General features: G+C 72.6%; 15 protein-coding genes. 3 read left to right on the plus strand and 12 right to left on the minus strand.

The window, feature by feature from the left end:
- Nucleotide 1: 1 nt before the first annotated feature.
- Complete coding sequence (locus QF027_RS36200) at nt 2-829, minus strand: rhomboid family intramembrane serine protease (protein ID WP_306975152.1); 828 nt, start codon at nt 827-829, stop codon at nt 2-4.
- Nucleotides 830-965: 136 nt separating this feature from the next.
- On the opposite strand from QF027_RS36200, the gene QF027_RS36205 reads away from it, so the two are divergent.
- Nucleotides 966-1286 carry a hypothetical protein gene (locus tag QF027_RS36205; RefSeq protein WP_307079334.1) on the plus strand — a complete coding sequence of 107 codons (321 nt, stop codon included), beginning with the start codon at nt 966-968 and terminating at the stop codon, nt 1284-1286.
- Between the two features lie 3 nt (nt 1287-1289).
- On the opposite strand, the gene QF027_RS36210 is transcribed toward QF027_RS36205, so the two are convergent.
- Entirely contained in the window at nt 1290-2684 is a 1395-nt protein-coding gene (locus tag QF027_RS36210; protein WP_307079335.1) for an FAD-dependent oxidoreductase, read from the minus strand.
- A gap of 27 nt (nt 2685-2711) precedes the next feature.
- The gene (locus QF027_RS36215) at nt 2712-3701 is read right to left on the minus strand and encodes a DUF4349 domain-containing protein (protein ID WP_307079337.1); all 990 of its coding nucleotides are present in this window, start codon (nt 3699-3701) and stop codon (nt 2712-2714) included.
- Between the two features lie 159 nt (nt 3702-3860).
- On the opposite strand from QF027_RS36215, the gene hemG reads away from it, so the two are divergent.
- Both hemG and hemQ read left to right on the plus strand, forming a co-directional pair.
- Complete coding sequence (gene hemG / locus QF027_RS36220) at nt 3861-5300, plus strand: protoporphyrinogen oxidase (RefSeq protein ID WP_307079339.1); 1440 nt, start codon at nt 3861-3863, stop codon at nt 5298-5300.
- A 5-nt stretch (nt 5301-5305) separates the two neighbouring features.
- Nucleotides 5306-6037 (plus strand): hydrogen peroxide-dependent heme synthase, encoded by a 732-nt coding sequence (gene hemQ / locus QF027_RS36225; protein WP_307079341.1) that lies wholly within the window; start codon nt 5306-5308, stop codon nt 6035-6037.
- Here the strand turns inward: hemQ and QF027_RS36230 are convergent, their stop codons facing one another.
- The 9 genes from QF027_RS36230 to QF027_RS36270 form a co-directional block, all read right to left on the minus strand.
- Entirely contained in the window at nt 6038-7672 is a 1635-nt protein-coding gene (locus QF027_RS36230) for an alpha/beta hydrolase (protein WP_307079343.1), read from the minus strand.
- Between the two features lie 116 nt (nt 7673-7788).
- Entirely contained in the window at nt 7789-8631 is an 843-nt protein-coding gene (locus QF027_RS36235) for a TIGR04222 domain-containing membrane protein (RefSeq protein ID WP_307079345.1), read from the minus strand.
- A gap of 100 nt (nt 8632-8731) precedes the next feature.
- Nucleotides 8732-9520: a DUF4142 domain-containing protein gene (locus tag QF027_RS36240; protein ID WP_307079347.1), complete on the minus strand. Its 789-nt coding sequence runs from the start codon at nt 9518-9520 to the stop codon at nt 8732-8734.
- A 273-nt stretch (nt 9521-9793) separates the two neighbouring features.
- Nucleotides 9794-11098: a DUF692 domain-containing protein gene (locus QF027_RS36245; RefSeq protein WP_307079350.1), complete on the minus strand. Its 1305-nt coding sequence runs from the start codon at nt 11096-11098 to the stop codon at nt 9794-9796.
- Between the two features lie 150 nt (nt 11099-11248).
- Nucleotides 11249-11881: a TIGR03086 family metal-binding protein gene (locus tag QF027_RS36250; RefSeq protein WP_307079351.1), complete on the minus strand. Its 633-nt coding sequence runs from the start codon at nt 11879-11881 to the stop codon at nt 11249-11251.
- Nucleotides 11878-12594 (minus strand): peptidyl-tRNA hydrolase, encoded by a 717-nt coding sequence (locus tag QF027_RS36255; RefSeq protein ID WP_307079353.1) that lies wholly within the window; start codon nt 12592-12594, stop codon nt 11878-11880. Before QF027_RS36255 ends, QF027_RS36250 begins: the two co-directional genes overlap by 4 nt.
- Before the next feature lie 16 nt (nt 12595-12610).
- Nucleotides 12611-12790 carry a hypothetical protein gene (locus tag QF027_RS36260; RefSeq protein ID WP_307079355.1) on the minus strand — a complete coding sequence of 60 codons (180 nt, stop codon included), beginning with the start codon at nt 12788-12790 and terminating at the stop codon, nt 12611-12613.
- Between the two features lie 9 nt (nt 12791-12799).
- Complete coding sequence (locus QF027_RS36265; RefSeq protein ID WP_307079357.1) at nt 12800-13621, minus strand: polysaccharide deacetylase family protein; 822 nt, start codon at nt 13619-13621, stop codon at nt 12800-12802.
- Nucleotides 13622-13681: 60 nt separating this feature from the next.
- A complete protein-coding gene (locus QF027_RS36270; RefSeq protein ID WP_307079359.1) occupies nt 13682-15199 on the minus strand; it encodes an FAD-dependent oxidoreductase in 1518 nt (505 codons plus the stop codon).
- Between the last annotated feature and the right edge of the window lie 3 nt (nt 15200-15202).

The following is a 15202-nucleotide window of genomic DNA, read 5'->3' on the forward strand; positions in this document are numbered from 1 at the left end:
CTCACCAGGTGTGCCGGGGCCGCGCCTTCCTGCCGAACAGCAGGCCGCGCGGTTCCGGCGGCGGGGGAGTGCCCGGTTTGAGCGGCCAGGCCAGCAGCATCCCGACGAGGAAGCCCACGACGTGCGCCGCGTACGCCACCGTGCCGGCGGCGGAGACGCCCTCGCCGGAGGAGTACACCGCCTGCAGCACGAACCAGAAGCCCAGCACCAGCCAGGCCGGCAGTCTGAGCGGAAGGAAGACCAGGAAGGGCACCAGGACCCACACCCTGGCCTTCGGATACAGCACCAGATAGGCGCCCAGAACCCCGGCGATGGCCCCGGACGCACCGATCAGCGGGTCGCCCGAGTCGTCGTTGAGGAGCGCGAAGCCGTACGACGCCGCGTAGCCGCAGACGACGTAGAACAGCGCGAAGCGCACATGCCCCATACGGTCCTCGACGTTGTTGCCGAAGATCAGCAGGAACAGCATGTTACCCAGCAGGTGCAGCCAGCCGCCGTGCAGGAACATCGCCGTGAGGACCGACAGCGCGGGGGACTTGTCGTAGTCCGGCGGGGCCACCACACAGCCCGCCGAGCCCTGCGCGCTCGTGCCTACGTCGCCCGTGGGGACCAGCCGCGGCATCTGATGGTGGATCAACTCCTGTGGGACCGCCGCGTAGTGGTCCAGGAAAGCCTGGAGATGGCACAGCTGCGACAGGCTGCTGTCGCCCGCCACGGAGCCGGCCAGGCCGGGCGTGAACAGGAACACGAGGACGTTCGCGGCGATGAGCGCGTACGTCACCACGGGGGTACGGCGCACAGGGTTCACGTCATGGACGGGGATGACCACAAGGAAGTAGTGCCCGCGATGGGCCCCGCGAATCGGTGGCGCGTCGGTGAACACCCGCGCGCACGCGTGCGTATGTCTCCTCAACCGCCCGCGGCACGGGGAAGGCGGGCCGCGGGGACTACGTGAGGAACCACCGATGAACGACCGAATTGCTCCTCCGATGCACGCTCTTCCCGACGGTGAGGCCGAGATCTCCCTGGTGCTGCGGCTGCCGTGGGAGGACGTGGCCAGGCTCGGTCAGGAGGCCGGCCGGCTGGCCTCGCAGATGCAGCGGCCGGTGACGCTCGACGAGGCGGTGAGCAACCGGCTCAGGACCACGCGGCCCGCCTCGCACGCCAAGCCGGCGGGTGAGCAGCCGGCCGCGATGCCCGCCAGCGCCTCCATCTCCTCGCTGCCGCCCAGGCCGCCGGCCGACCAGGCCCGCCAGGCCATCGAACGCATCAACGGAACGGCGTAGCCGTCAGGAGGCCCGCACCTTCGCGGCGGCCTTCCTGGCCGCCACCAGCACCGGATCCCACACCGGGCTGAACGGCGGCGCGTACCCCAGGTCCAGGGCCGTCATCTGCTCCACCGTCATCCCCGCCGTCAGGGCCACCGCGGCGATGTCGACCCTCTTGCCCGCGCCCTCTCTCCCGACGATCTGCACGCCGAGCAGCCGCCCCGTGCGGCGCTCGGCGAGCATCTTCACCGTCATGGGGGAGGCGCCCGGGTAGTAGCCGGCCCGGCTGGTGGACTCGATCGTGACCGACACGAACTGGAGGCCCACCCGACGCGCGTCCTTCTCGCGCAGGCCGCTCCGGGCGATCTCCAGGTCGCAGACCTTGCTGACGGCCGTGCCGACGACCCCGGGGAAGGTGGCGTAGCCGCCGCCGACGCCCGTGCCGATGACCTGGCCGTGCTTGTTGGCGTGGGTGCCCAGCGCGATGTGCCGCTCCTGCCCCGAGACCAGGTCGAGGACCTCGACGCAGTCGCCGCCCGCCCAGATGTTCTCGTGGCCGCGCACCCGCATCGCGAGGTCCGTCAGGAGACCGCCGTGGCTGCCCAGCGGCAGACCGGCCGCCTTCGCGAGCGTCGTCTCCGGGCGTACGCCGATGCCGAGCACCACCACGTCCGCCGGGTACTCGGCGTTCTCCGTGGCCACCGCCCGCACCCGGCCGTCCTCGCCCGTGAGCACCTTGGTCACCGCGGCGTCGTCGACCATGGTGATGCCCAGACCCTCCATGGCCTCGTGCACCAGGCGGCCCATGTCCGGGTCGAGCGTGGACATGGGCTCGCTGCCCCGGTTGACCACCGTCACCTCGTACCCGCGGTTGATCAGCGCCTCGGCCATCTCCACACCGATGTACCCGGCGCCCACCACCACCGCCTTGCGGCCACGCGTGTGTGCCAGCGTGTCGATGAGCGCCTGGCCGTCGTCGAGCGTCTGCACCCCGTGCACACCGGGGGCGTCGACTCCCGGCATGTCGGGGCGGATCGGGCGGGCGCCGGTCGCGATCACGAGTTTGTCGTACGACGTCCAGGACTCGGCCCCCGACTCGAGGTCACGCGCGCGTACCCGCTGTCGGCCGACGTCGATCTCCATGACCTCGGTGCGCATGCGCAGATCGATGTCACGGGCCCGGTGCTCCTCGGGCGTACGGGCGATCAACTGGTCCGGCTCGGTGACGTCCCCGCCCACCCAGTACGGGATGCCGCAGGCCGAGTAGGAGGTGAAGTGGCCCCGCTCGAACGCCACGATCTCCAGTTCGTCGGGGCCCTTCAACCGGCGTGCCTGCGACGCCGCGGACATCCCCGCGGCGTCGCCGCCGATGACGACCAGACGTTCCCTCGTGTCCCGCGTACGGCTCATGTTCATGCGAACACGCTACGAGGGCGCGGCATTTCAGTCCTGCTCGCCCCGCTCCTGCTCCCGCCCCGGATCCGGGACAGGGCGTGCCATGGGCAGCGGGCCCAGAGCGGTCGAGGCGGCCGCGGGCGCCGGCCGGCGCGGCAGCCGGGGCCGGATCAGCCGCAGCCACACCAGCACGATCAGCGCGACCGCCGCCAGGAACGGCAGTACCGCGGCCAGCGCCACCACGACCCAGCGCAGCATGGTCACGAACGCGTCCCAGCCGCCCGCGAGCGCGTCGACGACGCCGGGGTCGTCGTCCTTCTCGGTCTTGGCGACGGGCGACTCGGACAGGGACAGGGTGATGGTGGCCAGGCTCGTGCGGTCCTTGAGGGACGCCTGGCGGGCGAGCAGTGACTCCAGGTCGGCCTGACGGGTGCTCAGTTCGCCCTCCAGGGTCACCACGTCGCTCAGCTTGGTCGCCTTGTCCATCAGCTCCCGGATCCGCGCCACACTCGCGCGCTGCGTCGCGATCCGGCTCTCCACGTCGACGACCTGGTCGGTGACGTCCTGCGCGTTCGCGGTGCGCTCCAGGAGCTTGCCCGCGCCCTCCAGGTCGGCGAGGACCTCGTCGTATTTCTCGACGGGCACCCGCAGCACCACCTCCGTCTGCTCCCGGCCCTCCTCGTCGCGGGAGGTGGACTCCTTGCCGACGAATCCGCCCGCGTTCTCGGTGGCGGTGCGGGCCGCGGCGAGCGCCTTCGGCACCTTCTTGACCTGCACGGTCAGCGTGGCGGTGCGGATGATGTGGTTCGCGGTGGGAGCGGGCGCCTGGGAGGCCTGTTTGCCGCCCGCGCCGTCGGCGTCGCCGGCCGCGCCCTCCGCCTGACTCTGCGCCGCCTTGTCGTCGGACAGGGCGCTGCCGCCGCTGTCGCTGCTGTCGGCGCCTGCGCTGCACCCGGTCAGGGCGAGGCCCGCGGCGAGCAGGAGGCCGGCCAGGGCCCGCGCGGGCCGTACGGAACGTCGTGATCGTGATGTGTGCATGCGGGCGTCCCCCCGAGGGTCGTGAACAACTGACGCTCCTTCGACGCCGGAGCGGGTGCGAACGTTGGACTTCGGTGGTTCCGATGCGGTCACGGTCGGGACTCGTGAAGGACACCGGGCCGCCGTCGGACTGTCAGTGGGGTCTGAGAGGCTGGGGCCATGAGCGGATCACGGGTCGTCGTCATCGGAGCCGGCATCGCGGGACTGGCCGCGGCGCACCGGCTGGCGCAGCGCGGTGCGCGCGTCACCGTGCTGGAGGCGTCCGACCGGGTCGGCGGCAAGCTGCTGCCCGGGGAGATCGCGGGTGCCCGCGTCGACCTCGGCGCCGAGTCGATGCTGGCCCGCAGGCCGGAGGCGGTGGCCCTGGCCCGCGAGGTGGGCCTCGACGACCGCCTCCAGCCGCCCGCCACCGCGACCGCCTCGATCTGGACCCGCGGCGCCCTGCGCCCCATGCCCAAGGGCCACGTCATGGGCGTTCCCGGCACCGCCGAGGCCCTGGCCGGCGTGCTGTCCGAGGAGGGCCTCGCCCGCATCGAGCAGGACGCCGAGCTGCCCCGCACGGAGGTCGGCGACGACGTGGCGGTCGGTGAGTACGTGGCGGCACGCCTGGGCCGCGAGGTCGTCGACCGCCTCATCGAACCCCTCCTCGGCGGGGTCTACGCGGGCGACGCGTACCGCATCTCGATGCGCTCGGCGGTCCCGCAGCTCTTCCAGGTCGCCCAGACCCACACCTCGCTCACCGAGGGCGTCCGCGAGATCCAGGCGAGGATGGCCGCAGGCCGGCAGACCGGGCCCGTGTTCATGGGTGTCCGCGGCGGCGTGGGCACCCTCCCGCTCGCCGTCGCCGACTCGGTCCGCGCGCGCGGCGGCGAGATCGTCACCGGCGCCCCGGTGACCGAGCTGCGCCGCGAGCCGTCCGGTGGCTGGAGGGTCGTGGCCGCGGACCGCGTCCTGCACGCCGACGCCGTGATCGTCGCCGCCCCCGCCGCGGCCGCCGCGGGCCTCCTGCGCGCCGAGGCCCCCGAGGCCGCCACCGAGCTCGACACCGTGGAGTACGCCTCCATGGCCCTGGTCACCCTCGCCTACCGCCGCTCCGACACCGCCCTGCCCGCGGGCAGCGGATTCCTGGTCCCGCCGGTCGACGGCCGCACCATCAAGGCGTCCACCTTCGCCTCCCAGAAGTGGGGCTGGATCGCCGACGAGAACCCGGACGTCGTCGTCCTGCGGACCTCCGTCGGCCGCTACGGCGAGACGAAGATCCTTGAGCGCGACGACACCGCCCTGGTGGACGTCTCCCGCCACGACCTGCGCGAGGCCACCGGGCTGGACGCCACCCCCCTCGACACCCGCGTCACCCGCTGGACCGACGGCCTGCCCCAGTACCCCGTCGGCCACCACGCGCGCGTGGCCCGCATCCGCGAGCACGTCGCCAAGCTTCCCGGCCTCGCGGTGTGCGGCGCGCAGTACGACGGCGTCGGCATCCCGGCCTGCATCGCGAGCGCCTACGCGGCGGTGGACCAGATCCAGGGCGACCTGACCGCCGTACAGGAGCTCACCGCCAACCCGGTGCAGAGTCTGCACGGCGGAGCGGGAGAATAGGGCCCATGAGCAACGACGCCCCCACCCCCGAGTCCGGCAGGGTCCCGAACAAGGGCAAGCTGGCCAAGGACCTCAACGAGGTCATCCGTTACACGCTCTGGTCCGTCTTCAAGCTGAAGGACGTGCTCCCCGAGGACCGCACGGGGTACGCCGACGAGGTCCAGGAGCTGTTCGACCAGCTCGTCGCCAAGGACGTCACGATCCGCGGCACCTACGACGTGTCCGGGCTGCGCGCCGACGCCGACGTCATGATCTGGTGGCACGCGGAGACCAGCGACCAGCTCCAGGAGGCGTACAACCTCTTCCGCCGCACCAGGCTGGGCCGCGCGCTGGAGCCGGTCTGGTCGAACATGGCGCTGCACCGCCCCGCCGAGTTCAACCGCTCACACATCCCGGCCTTCCTGGCGGACGAGAACCCCCGCGACTACGTGAGCGTCTACCCGTTCGTGCGGTCGTACGACTGGTACCTCCTCCCCGACGAGGACCGCCGCCGCATGCTCGCCGACCACGGCAAGATGGCCCGCGGCTACCCGGACGTCCGCGCCAACACGGTCGCCTCCTTCTCCCTCGGCGACTACGAGTGGATCCTGGCGTTCGAGGCCGACGAGCTCTACCGCATCGTCGACCTCATGCGCCACCTGCGCGCCTCGGAGGCGAGGATGCACGTCCGCGAGGAGGTCCCGTTCTACACGGGCCGCCGCAAGGAGATCGGTGAGCTGGTGGCGGGCCTCGCCTGATCAGCGAGCGGGTCCGACGGCCGCCTTCCGAGAGCTGTCCTGCGTCTTCGTCTTCATCTTCGGCTTCGGCGTGGGCTCGGGGTGCGGGCCGCATGCGGCGCGCCGCACCGGGAGGCGGCCCTCCAGCAGGTAGGCGTCCAGGTATCCGTTGACGCACGGGTTCGGGCCGCCCGCGATGCCGTGCGTGCCCGCGTCCCGCTCGGTCACCAGCACCGAGCCGGACAGCCGCCAGTGCAGTTCCAGGGCGCCGGCGTACGGAGCCGCCGCGTCCCTCTCGGCCGCGAGAATCAGCGTCGGCGGCAGCTCACCGGGCCCGGTCCGCACATCGAGGGCCCGCTGCCGCGGCGCGAGCCAGTACGCGCAGGGCAGGTTCATCCACACGTTGTCCCACGTCTCGAACGGCGCCACCCGCGCCAGCCGGGTGTTGTCGCGGTCCCACACCTTCCAGTCCGTCGGCCAGGGCGCGTCGTTGCACTCGACGGCCGTGTAGACGGCGTTCGAGTTCTCCGCCTCCTCAGCCGCCTCCTGATGAGGCCCGGCCTGCTGGATCAGCGGCTTGGGGTCCCCCTTGAGATACGCCGACAGGGCCTGCGCCCGATGCGGCCAGAAGTCGTCGTAGTACCCGGCCGTGAGGAACGCCCCCTGCAGCTCCCCGGGCCCGACCTTCCCCCCGGCCGGCTCGGCGGCCAGCCGCGCCGCCGCCTTCTCGTAGCTGCGCAGCACCTCCTCTGCCGTGTCCCCGAGCCCGTACACGTCGTCGTGCCCGGCGATCCACTCCCGGAAGTCCGCCCAGCGTTCCTCGAACGCGGCCGACTGATCCAGGTTGTTGCGGTACCAGACCTGCTCCGGGTCAGGGTTCACCGCCGCGTCGAAGACCATCCGCCGTACGTGCGAGGGGAACAGCGTCGCGTACAGCGCGCCGAAGTAGGTCCCGTACGAGGCCCCCACGAACGTCAGCTTCCGCTCGCCCAGCGCGGCCCGCAGCACGTCCAGGTCCCGGGCGTTGTTCAGGGAGGTGTAGTACCGGAGAGCCACGCCCGCCCGTTTCGCACACCCGCGCGCGTACGCCTTCGCCTGCGCGATGCGTTCCTTCTTGTACGACAGCGAGGGGTACGTCGGTGTCTGCGTGGGCGCCTTGAGGTACTGCTTCGGGTCCGTGCAGGACAGCGGCGCCGAACGGCCCACCCCGCGCGGTGCGTAGCCGACGAGGTCGTACGCCGCCGCGAGCCCCTTCCACTCGGGGAGCGCGCCGACCAGCGGGAAGTACATGCCGGAGGCGCCGGGGCCGCCGGGGTTGTAGACCAGGGCGCCCTGCCCGGGCACCCTGCGCTTGCTGTTGTGCGGGTCCTTGTGGGTGGCCCGCACCCGGCTGACGGTCAGCTTGATCTGTCGGCCGTCGGGGCGCGCGTAGTCGAGCGGGACGGACACCGTGCCGCACTCGACGCTGTCGGGCAGGTCCTCCGCCGCGGGGCAGGCGCCGAAGCGAACTCCGGCCGTCCCGGCGCGCGCGGCGGCGATCGCGGTGCCGTGGAGTTCCGCCGCGCCCGGGGCGGCCGGAGCGCCCCCGGCCGGTGCGGCGGCGAGCGTGGTCAGAAGCAATGACCCGGCGGCCGTGTAGAGGGCGGGGGCTCTCATCGGTATCCCTTCGGTGCGCGGCAGCGACAAAAGGGATGGTTCGTTCGACTGTGGGGGAAGGCAAGCACCGCCCCGCCGGTGTCGGCCCCAATGCCTCCGTGCGCCCCCGGGTGAGCTCAGTCGCGCCCGTGCGGCCGACGGTGCTCCTCGCCGTGTCCGCCGGGCCGCTCTCCTCGCCACTCCTCACGAGGACGGCCGCGGTGCTGCTCACGGTGGGCGAAGGCCGCGCGCAGATCCGGTTCCCCGACCGCGCTGATGCCGCGTACGGCGACGGAGGTGAGATACGTCCGCTCGTCCGTGCCGCCGGTGCGCCGGGTCAGGGCGCCGAGCAGCCGCTGGCCGGCCGGGGACGCCCAGCGTGAGTACGGGTGGACCTCCATCCGTGCGATGGCCAGACAGCTCAGGGAGAGCGCGAGCGGCAGCGCGAACCAGAGGGCGACCAGATGCCGCGGCATCTCCGACGGTGCGGGTACAAGCAGCGCGATCGCGCCCAGCGCGACGACGGCCACCGAGGCCAGCCGTACCTGGCGGACCGCCGCCGCGATGCCGGACCGGGCACCGGCGGGCACCGCGAGGCCCGCGTCCACGAGCCGGTCGGCGATGCTGCGCACCGCGTCCGCCGCGGCCGCGTCGGCGCGCACCGGCGCGATCCGGGACTGCCCCTCAGGGCCGATGGCCCCGATGACCGTGCGCTCCATCTCGTCCCGCCCCCGCGGATCGACGACGGTCGCCCAGCCGGTGTGGGCCAGCAGCAGCCGTCGCTGCCGGGCCATGGAGACGAGCGTCAGATCGGCGACCCGCCGCGGGCCGCCCGACAGGAACGCGGCCTCGTACAGCGTCAGATCGTGTCTCCGGGCATCCGCGTCGGCAGCCGCGGCGTGTACGGCGGCCAGGCACAGCCGCGTACACGCGGTGCCGGCGGCGGCCCAGGCCAGCAGCAGAAGAAGAACCCAGAACATGCCGCGTTTCTATGCCAAAGGCTCCCGGCGGCGCCATGGGCTGTTCACGATCCGGACGGAGTGTTGTCGGTGTGTGACGTTCCGTTTGTCCGGAAGCGGACTACGACGGGACGGGGACCGGGGGCGGGCTGGAGGCGGCCGGGGGCAGAGTGAAGGTCGTGGCGTACGGCGACGGGGTGACCGGAACGACCGCGCCCGGGTCGGTCGTCGGGCCGGGCGGAGCCGGGGAGTTGGTGATCGGTGGCGTGCTGCCGGTGGCCATGTCCCGGGCCAGGGCGCCGAAGTCGACGTACCCGGTGGCCTCCAGGATCTTGATGTGGTCCAGCACGGTGGTGTTGGCGTCGTCGGCCAGGGCGCGGACCAGGGAGTTCTGGGTGCTCGCGCGAACCTCTGCGACCACCGAGAACACCCTGCCGTGCGCGAGGCGCAGGATGTTGGCGAACTGGCGGTCGTAGTCGACGCCCTGGGCCTGGTTCAGAGTGTCGAGCCACTGCTTCTGCTGATCGCTGGGCTCGTTGGGCAGGGCGAGTCCGAGCTTCGACGCCACGTCACGCACGCGTGCGTCGAGGAACGTGTGCCCCTCGACCAGGTGCTGCCCCGCCGTCCGTACGGCCTGCGTCGTGCCCTTCTGCTCCGCCTGCTGGCCCGCGGGCAGCTCCCACAGCCCCGCTAGCCGCACCTTCGTGACGAACTCCCGGTCCAGTGCCGAGAGCGGCCCGTACGGCGTCGTCACGGTCCCGGCGTTGAGCACGCTCAGTCCCGTGCCGGAGCGGTCGGCATAGGACCAGATCGGGATGAGCAAGGCCACGAGGGTCGCCGTCAGCCCGGCGATGATGACCCCGGTGCCGGAGAAGATGCCTCGCCCCTTGACGGGCGGTCGCGGTCGCATGGTGCCTCCTGTTGCGGCACCGCACGCTAGTGGGATTCAGGTGCGGGGTTGACATATTACTGCCGGGTCAATGTCAACTTCTGCACGGGGATGAACCGTTGGAATCCGGTCAAAACGGGGTTAATAGGGGAGCGTGGGAAGGTCGGATTCGGGGAGGAACGGGGGCGAACCGTGAGTGTCGGGCAGAGTGCGTGGCCGTGGTGTTGACCCGGGCACATCGGCGTCAGCCGTCCGACCGCGGGCCGGTGGGCCGGGCCGGTCGCGCGGTTCGCGTCATCGCCTGAGCAACACCCTCCTGGTGGCCCGGGCGAACCGAACCCCCGGCCTCCGGGACCTGGGTACCGGTCCCGACCGCTCCAGCCACCACTCCCGCAACTCCCGTCGCACCCTCGCCTCCGCCAACTCCCCGCTCAGCAGCAGCTGTTCGGCGAAGCTCAGAGCGTCCCTCCGATACCCGTCCGTCATCGGCGCCCCCTGCGCATACGCCAGGAACGCCGGCCGATAGCCCGCTCCGAGGATCACCGGCAGTTCGGGTGCGACCTTCGCCACCACATCCGCCCGCTTTCCCGCGAGCGCCCGCGCCTGCACCCCCAGCCGTACCCGGTCGAACCCCTCCGGCACCGGAGTCCCCGCCACGAGTGCGGACAGCAGCGCGGTCTGGGCGAGGGCGAGCCGCTGGCGGGCGGGGTCGGTCGAGACGCTCGACGGCCCCACGGGGGCGCCGGCGCGCCACGCACCGTCGGCCCGTGCCCCGCCGCCCTTCTCCACCGCCTCCCGGATGGCCCCCAGCTCCCGCTCCAGTTCGCCCGGTTCGGGAAAGTTCTCGTCCCGCTCCAGCAGCACCCCCGGCGGCGAGATGCGGGACGCGAGGTCGGTGAGGATGTCGAGAACGGGCCGCGGCACCGGGTGGGCGTGGCTGTCGTGCCACACTCCGTCCCGCTCGAACCCGCCCGCGACATGGACGTACGCGATGGCCTCCAGAGGGAGCCCGGCGAGTGCCTCGGCCGGGACCTCGCCGCGGTTGACGTGGTTGGTGTGCAGGTTGGCCACGTCGATCAGCAGCCGTACCCCTGTCCGGTCCGCGAGGTCGTACAGGAACTGCCCCTCGGTCATCTCCTCGCCCGGCCACGAGAGCAGCGCGGCGATGTTCTCCACGGCGAGCGGCACCGGCAGCGCGTCCTGCGCGATACGGATGTTCTCGCAGAGGACGTCCAGGGCGTCCCGGGTGCGCGGGACGGGCAGCAGGTGCCCGGCCTCCAGGCGGGGGGAGGCGGTCAGCGGACCGCCCGCGCGGACGAACGCGATGTGCTCGGTGACCAGCGGCGAGCCCAGCGCCTCGGCCCGCTCGGCGAGAGCGAGGAGCCGCCCCTCGTCGGGTCGGTCGGCCCCGCCGAGGCCGAGCGAGACGCCGTGCGGGACCACGGTCACCCCGCGCTCGCGCAGCCGCCGCAGCGACTCGGGGAGGTGCCCGGGGCACAGGTTCTCGGCCACGACCTCGACCCAGTCGATGCCCGGCATCCGCTCCACCGCGTCCGCGATCTCCGGCCGCCATCCGATCCCCGTCCCCAGTCGCTCCATGGTCCGTCCCCTCCTCGGCCTCTCCCGCATCCGCTCCGGTCGCCGTCCGCTCGGCGTGACGGAGGTATGGCCCCGGGCCGCGGACCCGAACCGTGCCCGGGGGACCTTCAGAGCAACATTTGAGGTTCGGCCCCGGCACAGCCGACGACGTCACGTGCCGCTTCGGGGCCACGCCCACGGCTCGCGGCCCGGCAGTCGCAGCGTCTCCTCCGCGACCTTCAACGCGGGTACGGACCACTGCCGCCGGCTGGTTCCGAGCCACGCCCGCGGCTGGCGGCCCAGCAGTCGCAGTGTCGCCTCCAGCGGCCCGATCCCCTCCGCGACCTTGAGTGCGGGCGCGAACGCGAAGTCCGGCCCGCGGCCGGCCGGGTCCGTCGGAACGCGTCGGGCCACGGCCAGGGCCGCGGTGAGCACCTCGTCCGCCAGGTGGAGGCGCACACTCAGCGTGGCCGCCACGTCCCACGCGTGCACCACGTAGTCGACGAAGTGAAAGTCGATCGCCGTGCGGCCGCGAAACCCTCCGCCCAGCTCCGGCAGCACGAACTCCCGCTCGAGAACGCCCGGTTCGGCGAACGCCCCGAGCACCGCGTCCGCAGCAGCCCGATGCGCACGGGCAGGCTCGCCCGTCCTCTCCTGCTCCCGCCAGTACCCCGGATCGCCGCCCACGCCTCGGGCCGCGGCCGCGAACCCGTGGTGCTGGGCGGTCATGTGCGCCACCAGCCGCCGCAGGTCCCACCCCGCGCAGGGGGTGCCCCGCTCGACCCGTCCATCGACCCGGGTCATCGCAGCGCCGGATGGTCCGCGACGACCGTGCAGGAGCCCGGCGCGATCTCGGTGAAACCGGCGTCACGGACCAACGGCAGCCCGCTGGCGGTGAGTTCACCCCACCGCCCGGGGTCCGCGGCCCGTACGGCGAGCGGGAACCCGGCGTCCCGCCAGGTGGCCCGCTCCTCGTCCGACAGTTCCCACCAGGCCAGTTGGGCGCCGTGACCGGCCTGAGCCATCGCCTTGCCGGCCGACATGTCGAGGTCCGGATTGAGCCACAGCACGGGAGCCGTCCCGTCCACGGCCGCCGGCGGTTCGGGATCGTCGAGATCGGTCCCGGACACCTGAAGCCTGGCCAACTCCTTGGGCCACCCGTCGAGCGGCACCGGCGGAAACACCCGTACCTCCGCCGACTTCCCCGTCACGGTGATCCCGGGCAACCCCTCGGCCCGCCGCCACTCGGCGCCCCGCGCCCGCCGTACGACCTTCCGGATCCGGGCGTCCTGCCAGTCCCGCACCACCTCGGCCCACTCTCCGTCGCCGACGGAACGCTCGTCGCCGAGCAGGACGAGAACGGCGCGGGCGGCGGTCTCGAGAGCGTCGGTGCGAGCAGGCGGAGCCGTCTTCTCGATACGGACGACCAGGGGCAGCACGAACTGGGGTGCCTGGTCGCGTGCGGTCGGCTCGGAGCGGAAGGGGCTGTCGGTCAAGGGCGTCACGTCGTGGCTCACCCGGACAACCCTAAGGTCACCCGGAGCAGGCCGTGCGCTGAGCCTCCTGCCACTCGCAGACCGGGCACAGGGTGATCCCCTTGTACGACTCCGGATACTCCGTCGGATTCCGGCACAGCACGCACTCCGCGTACGGCGGTCCGTCGGCGACCGGAGGCTTCGGCACGTTGCCGATGGTGCAGTGGTCCTCGCTCATATCTCCAGCCTAGGACCCGATCAACTCGGACACCTTCACGAACCGGAACCCCCGCTCACGCAGCTCCGGCACCACCGCCCGCACCACCCGCTCCGTCGTCGGCGCGGCACTGCGCGTGCAGTGCATGACGACGACCGACCCCGGCCGCACCCCGTCCAGCACCTGTCGGGTCACAGCCTCCGCGTCCGTCGCGAACGCGTCCCCGCTCACCACATCCCACTGGACGGCGGTCACGCCGACCGGGGCCAGCGCCTTCAGCGCCCGCCGGTCGTAGCACCCGCCGGGAAAACGGAAGTACGGCCTCGCGTCCGGCACCCCCGCCCTCCCGAACGCCGCGTACGCCCGCTCCACATCCGCCCGCATCCGGTCACCGGAGACCCTCGGCAGCCCGTAACAGTCGTCGGTGAAGGCGTAGTGGCTGTAGGAGTGGTTGGCGACCTCGAAGAGCGGGTCCCGCCCGATGGAGCGTGCCTGCTCCGGATACTGCTCGGCCCACCGCCCGGTCATGAACACGGTGGCCGGCACCTTCAGTGCCCGCAGGGCCGCGATCAGCCCCGGGTTGTCGAAGTGCTCGCCGGCTGCCGCCCGCGTCCCCTGGTCCGCCGTCATGTCGGCGTCGAAGGTGAGCGCGACGGTCCTGCCGTGCCTGCGCGACCCGTTCTTGAAGACGGGGGTCAGTCCGCCGGGCCCGGGGGCGAGAGTGGGGGGCGCGGAAGGAGCCGTAGGGGCCGCGGAAGATGCCGGGCGGACGGGTTGCGGCGTGGCCGCGCAGGCGGTGAGGGCGGCGCTGAGGGCACAGGCGGCGGTGACTCGTCGTACAAGAGTGATCACCGTATGAAAATAGGGCGAACTGTCCTATTTACCTCTCATCTCGGCCGCAACGTCACCCGCTCAGATGTCCCGCCGCTCCAGCGGCTTGGTCGCCGGCCCCTGGATCACCTTGCCGTTCGTGTCGAAGCGGGAGCCGTGGCAGGGGCATTCCCAGGCGTCCTCGGCACCGTTGAAGGAGACCAGGCAGCCGAGGTGGGTGCAGCGCGGGGAGACGGCGTGCAGGGTGCCCTCGTCGTCGCGGTACACCGCGAGACGGTCGCCGTTCACCCGGACGACCGCGCCCTCGCCGGGCGGGAGGGACTCCAGCGGAGGTGCGGGACGCAGCCGGTCGCCGACGAAGTGGCGGGCCACCTGTGCCTGGGTCTTGAGGAAGGACGGGGCCTCGCGGACCGTCGAGCGCAGGCGGCGCGGGTCGTACAGGTCGCTCCACGCGCACTTCTCGCCGGTGATCTGGGCCGTGAGCAGGAGGCCCGCCATGATTCCGCCGCTCATGCCCCAGCCGCCGAAGCCGGTGGCGACGTAGGTGTGCTTGGCGCCCGGGTGCAGGGGGCCGACGAGCGGCACGGTGTCGGTGGGGTCGTTGTCCTGGGTGGCCCAGGCGTGGGTGAGGTCCACGTCGGGGAAGTGCCGGGAAGCCCAGGCACCAAGGTGGTCGAAACGGCTCCGGGTGTCGCCGGTGCCGGGCGTGAAGTGCTCGCCGGTGACGATGAGCAGGCGCCGGTCGGCGTCCCAGGGAGCCGTACGGACCGAGCGGGTGCCCTCCTCCGGCGTGATGTACATACCGTCCGGATCCCGTTCCCGCTCGATCGTCCCGGCGACGACCAGCTCGCGGCGCGGGGAGAGCCGGGTGAACAGGAGGGCACGGTCGAAGATCGGGTAGTGGGTGGCGACCACGACGTCCCGTGCCGTCACCGTCGCCCCCGTGTCGGTGGTCAGGCGGCACGGCTCGCCCTCGTCGAGGCCGACGACGGCCGTGTGCTCGTGGACGGCCGCACCGGAGGCGACGAGGTCCTCGGCCAGGGCCAGCAGGTACTTGCGTGGATGGAACTGGGCCTGCCCGGTCACCCGCACCGCGCCCGCCACGGGGAACGGCAGCCCGGTCTCCGTCACGAACGAAGCCGGCAGCCCCGCCTCCCGGGCGGCCGCCGCCTCGGCCCGCAGCTCGTCGACGCGGCTCGGGTCACGGACGTAGGTGTAGGCGCTGCGCTGTTCCCAGTCGCAGTCGACGCCCAGCTCGTCCGCGATCCCGGCGGCCCGCTCGATCGCCTCGCTCTGCGAGCGGGCGTACAGCCGGGCGCCCTCGGGGCCGCGGGTGCGGCGCAGCTTGTCGTAGATCAGGGTGTGCAGGGCGGTCAGCTTGGCGGTGGTGTGCCCGGTGACCCCCGCGGCCACCTGTCCGGCCTCCAGGACCGCCACCCGGCGCCCGGCCCGCGTCAGTTCCCACGCCGTGCTCAGCCCGGCGATGCCGGCGCCGATGACGGCCACGTCGACGTCGAGGTCCTCGGTCAGTGGCGGCTGGGGTCCGCCGGGTGCCGTCTCCAGCCAGTACGAGCCCTTGACGTGCCGGTTCTCGGTCATGCG

The sequence above is a fragment of the Streptomyces canus genome (assembly GCF_030816965.1).
Taxonomy (GTDB): Bacteria; Actinomycetota; Actinomycetes; order Streptomycetales; family Streptomycetaceae; genus Streptomyces; species Streptomyces canus_E.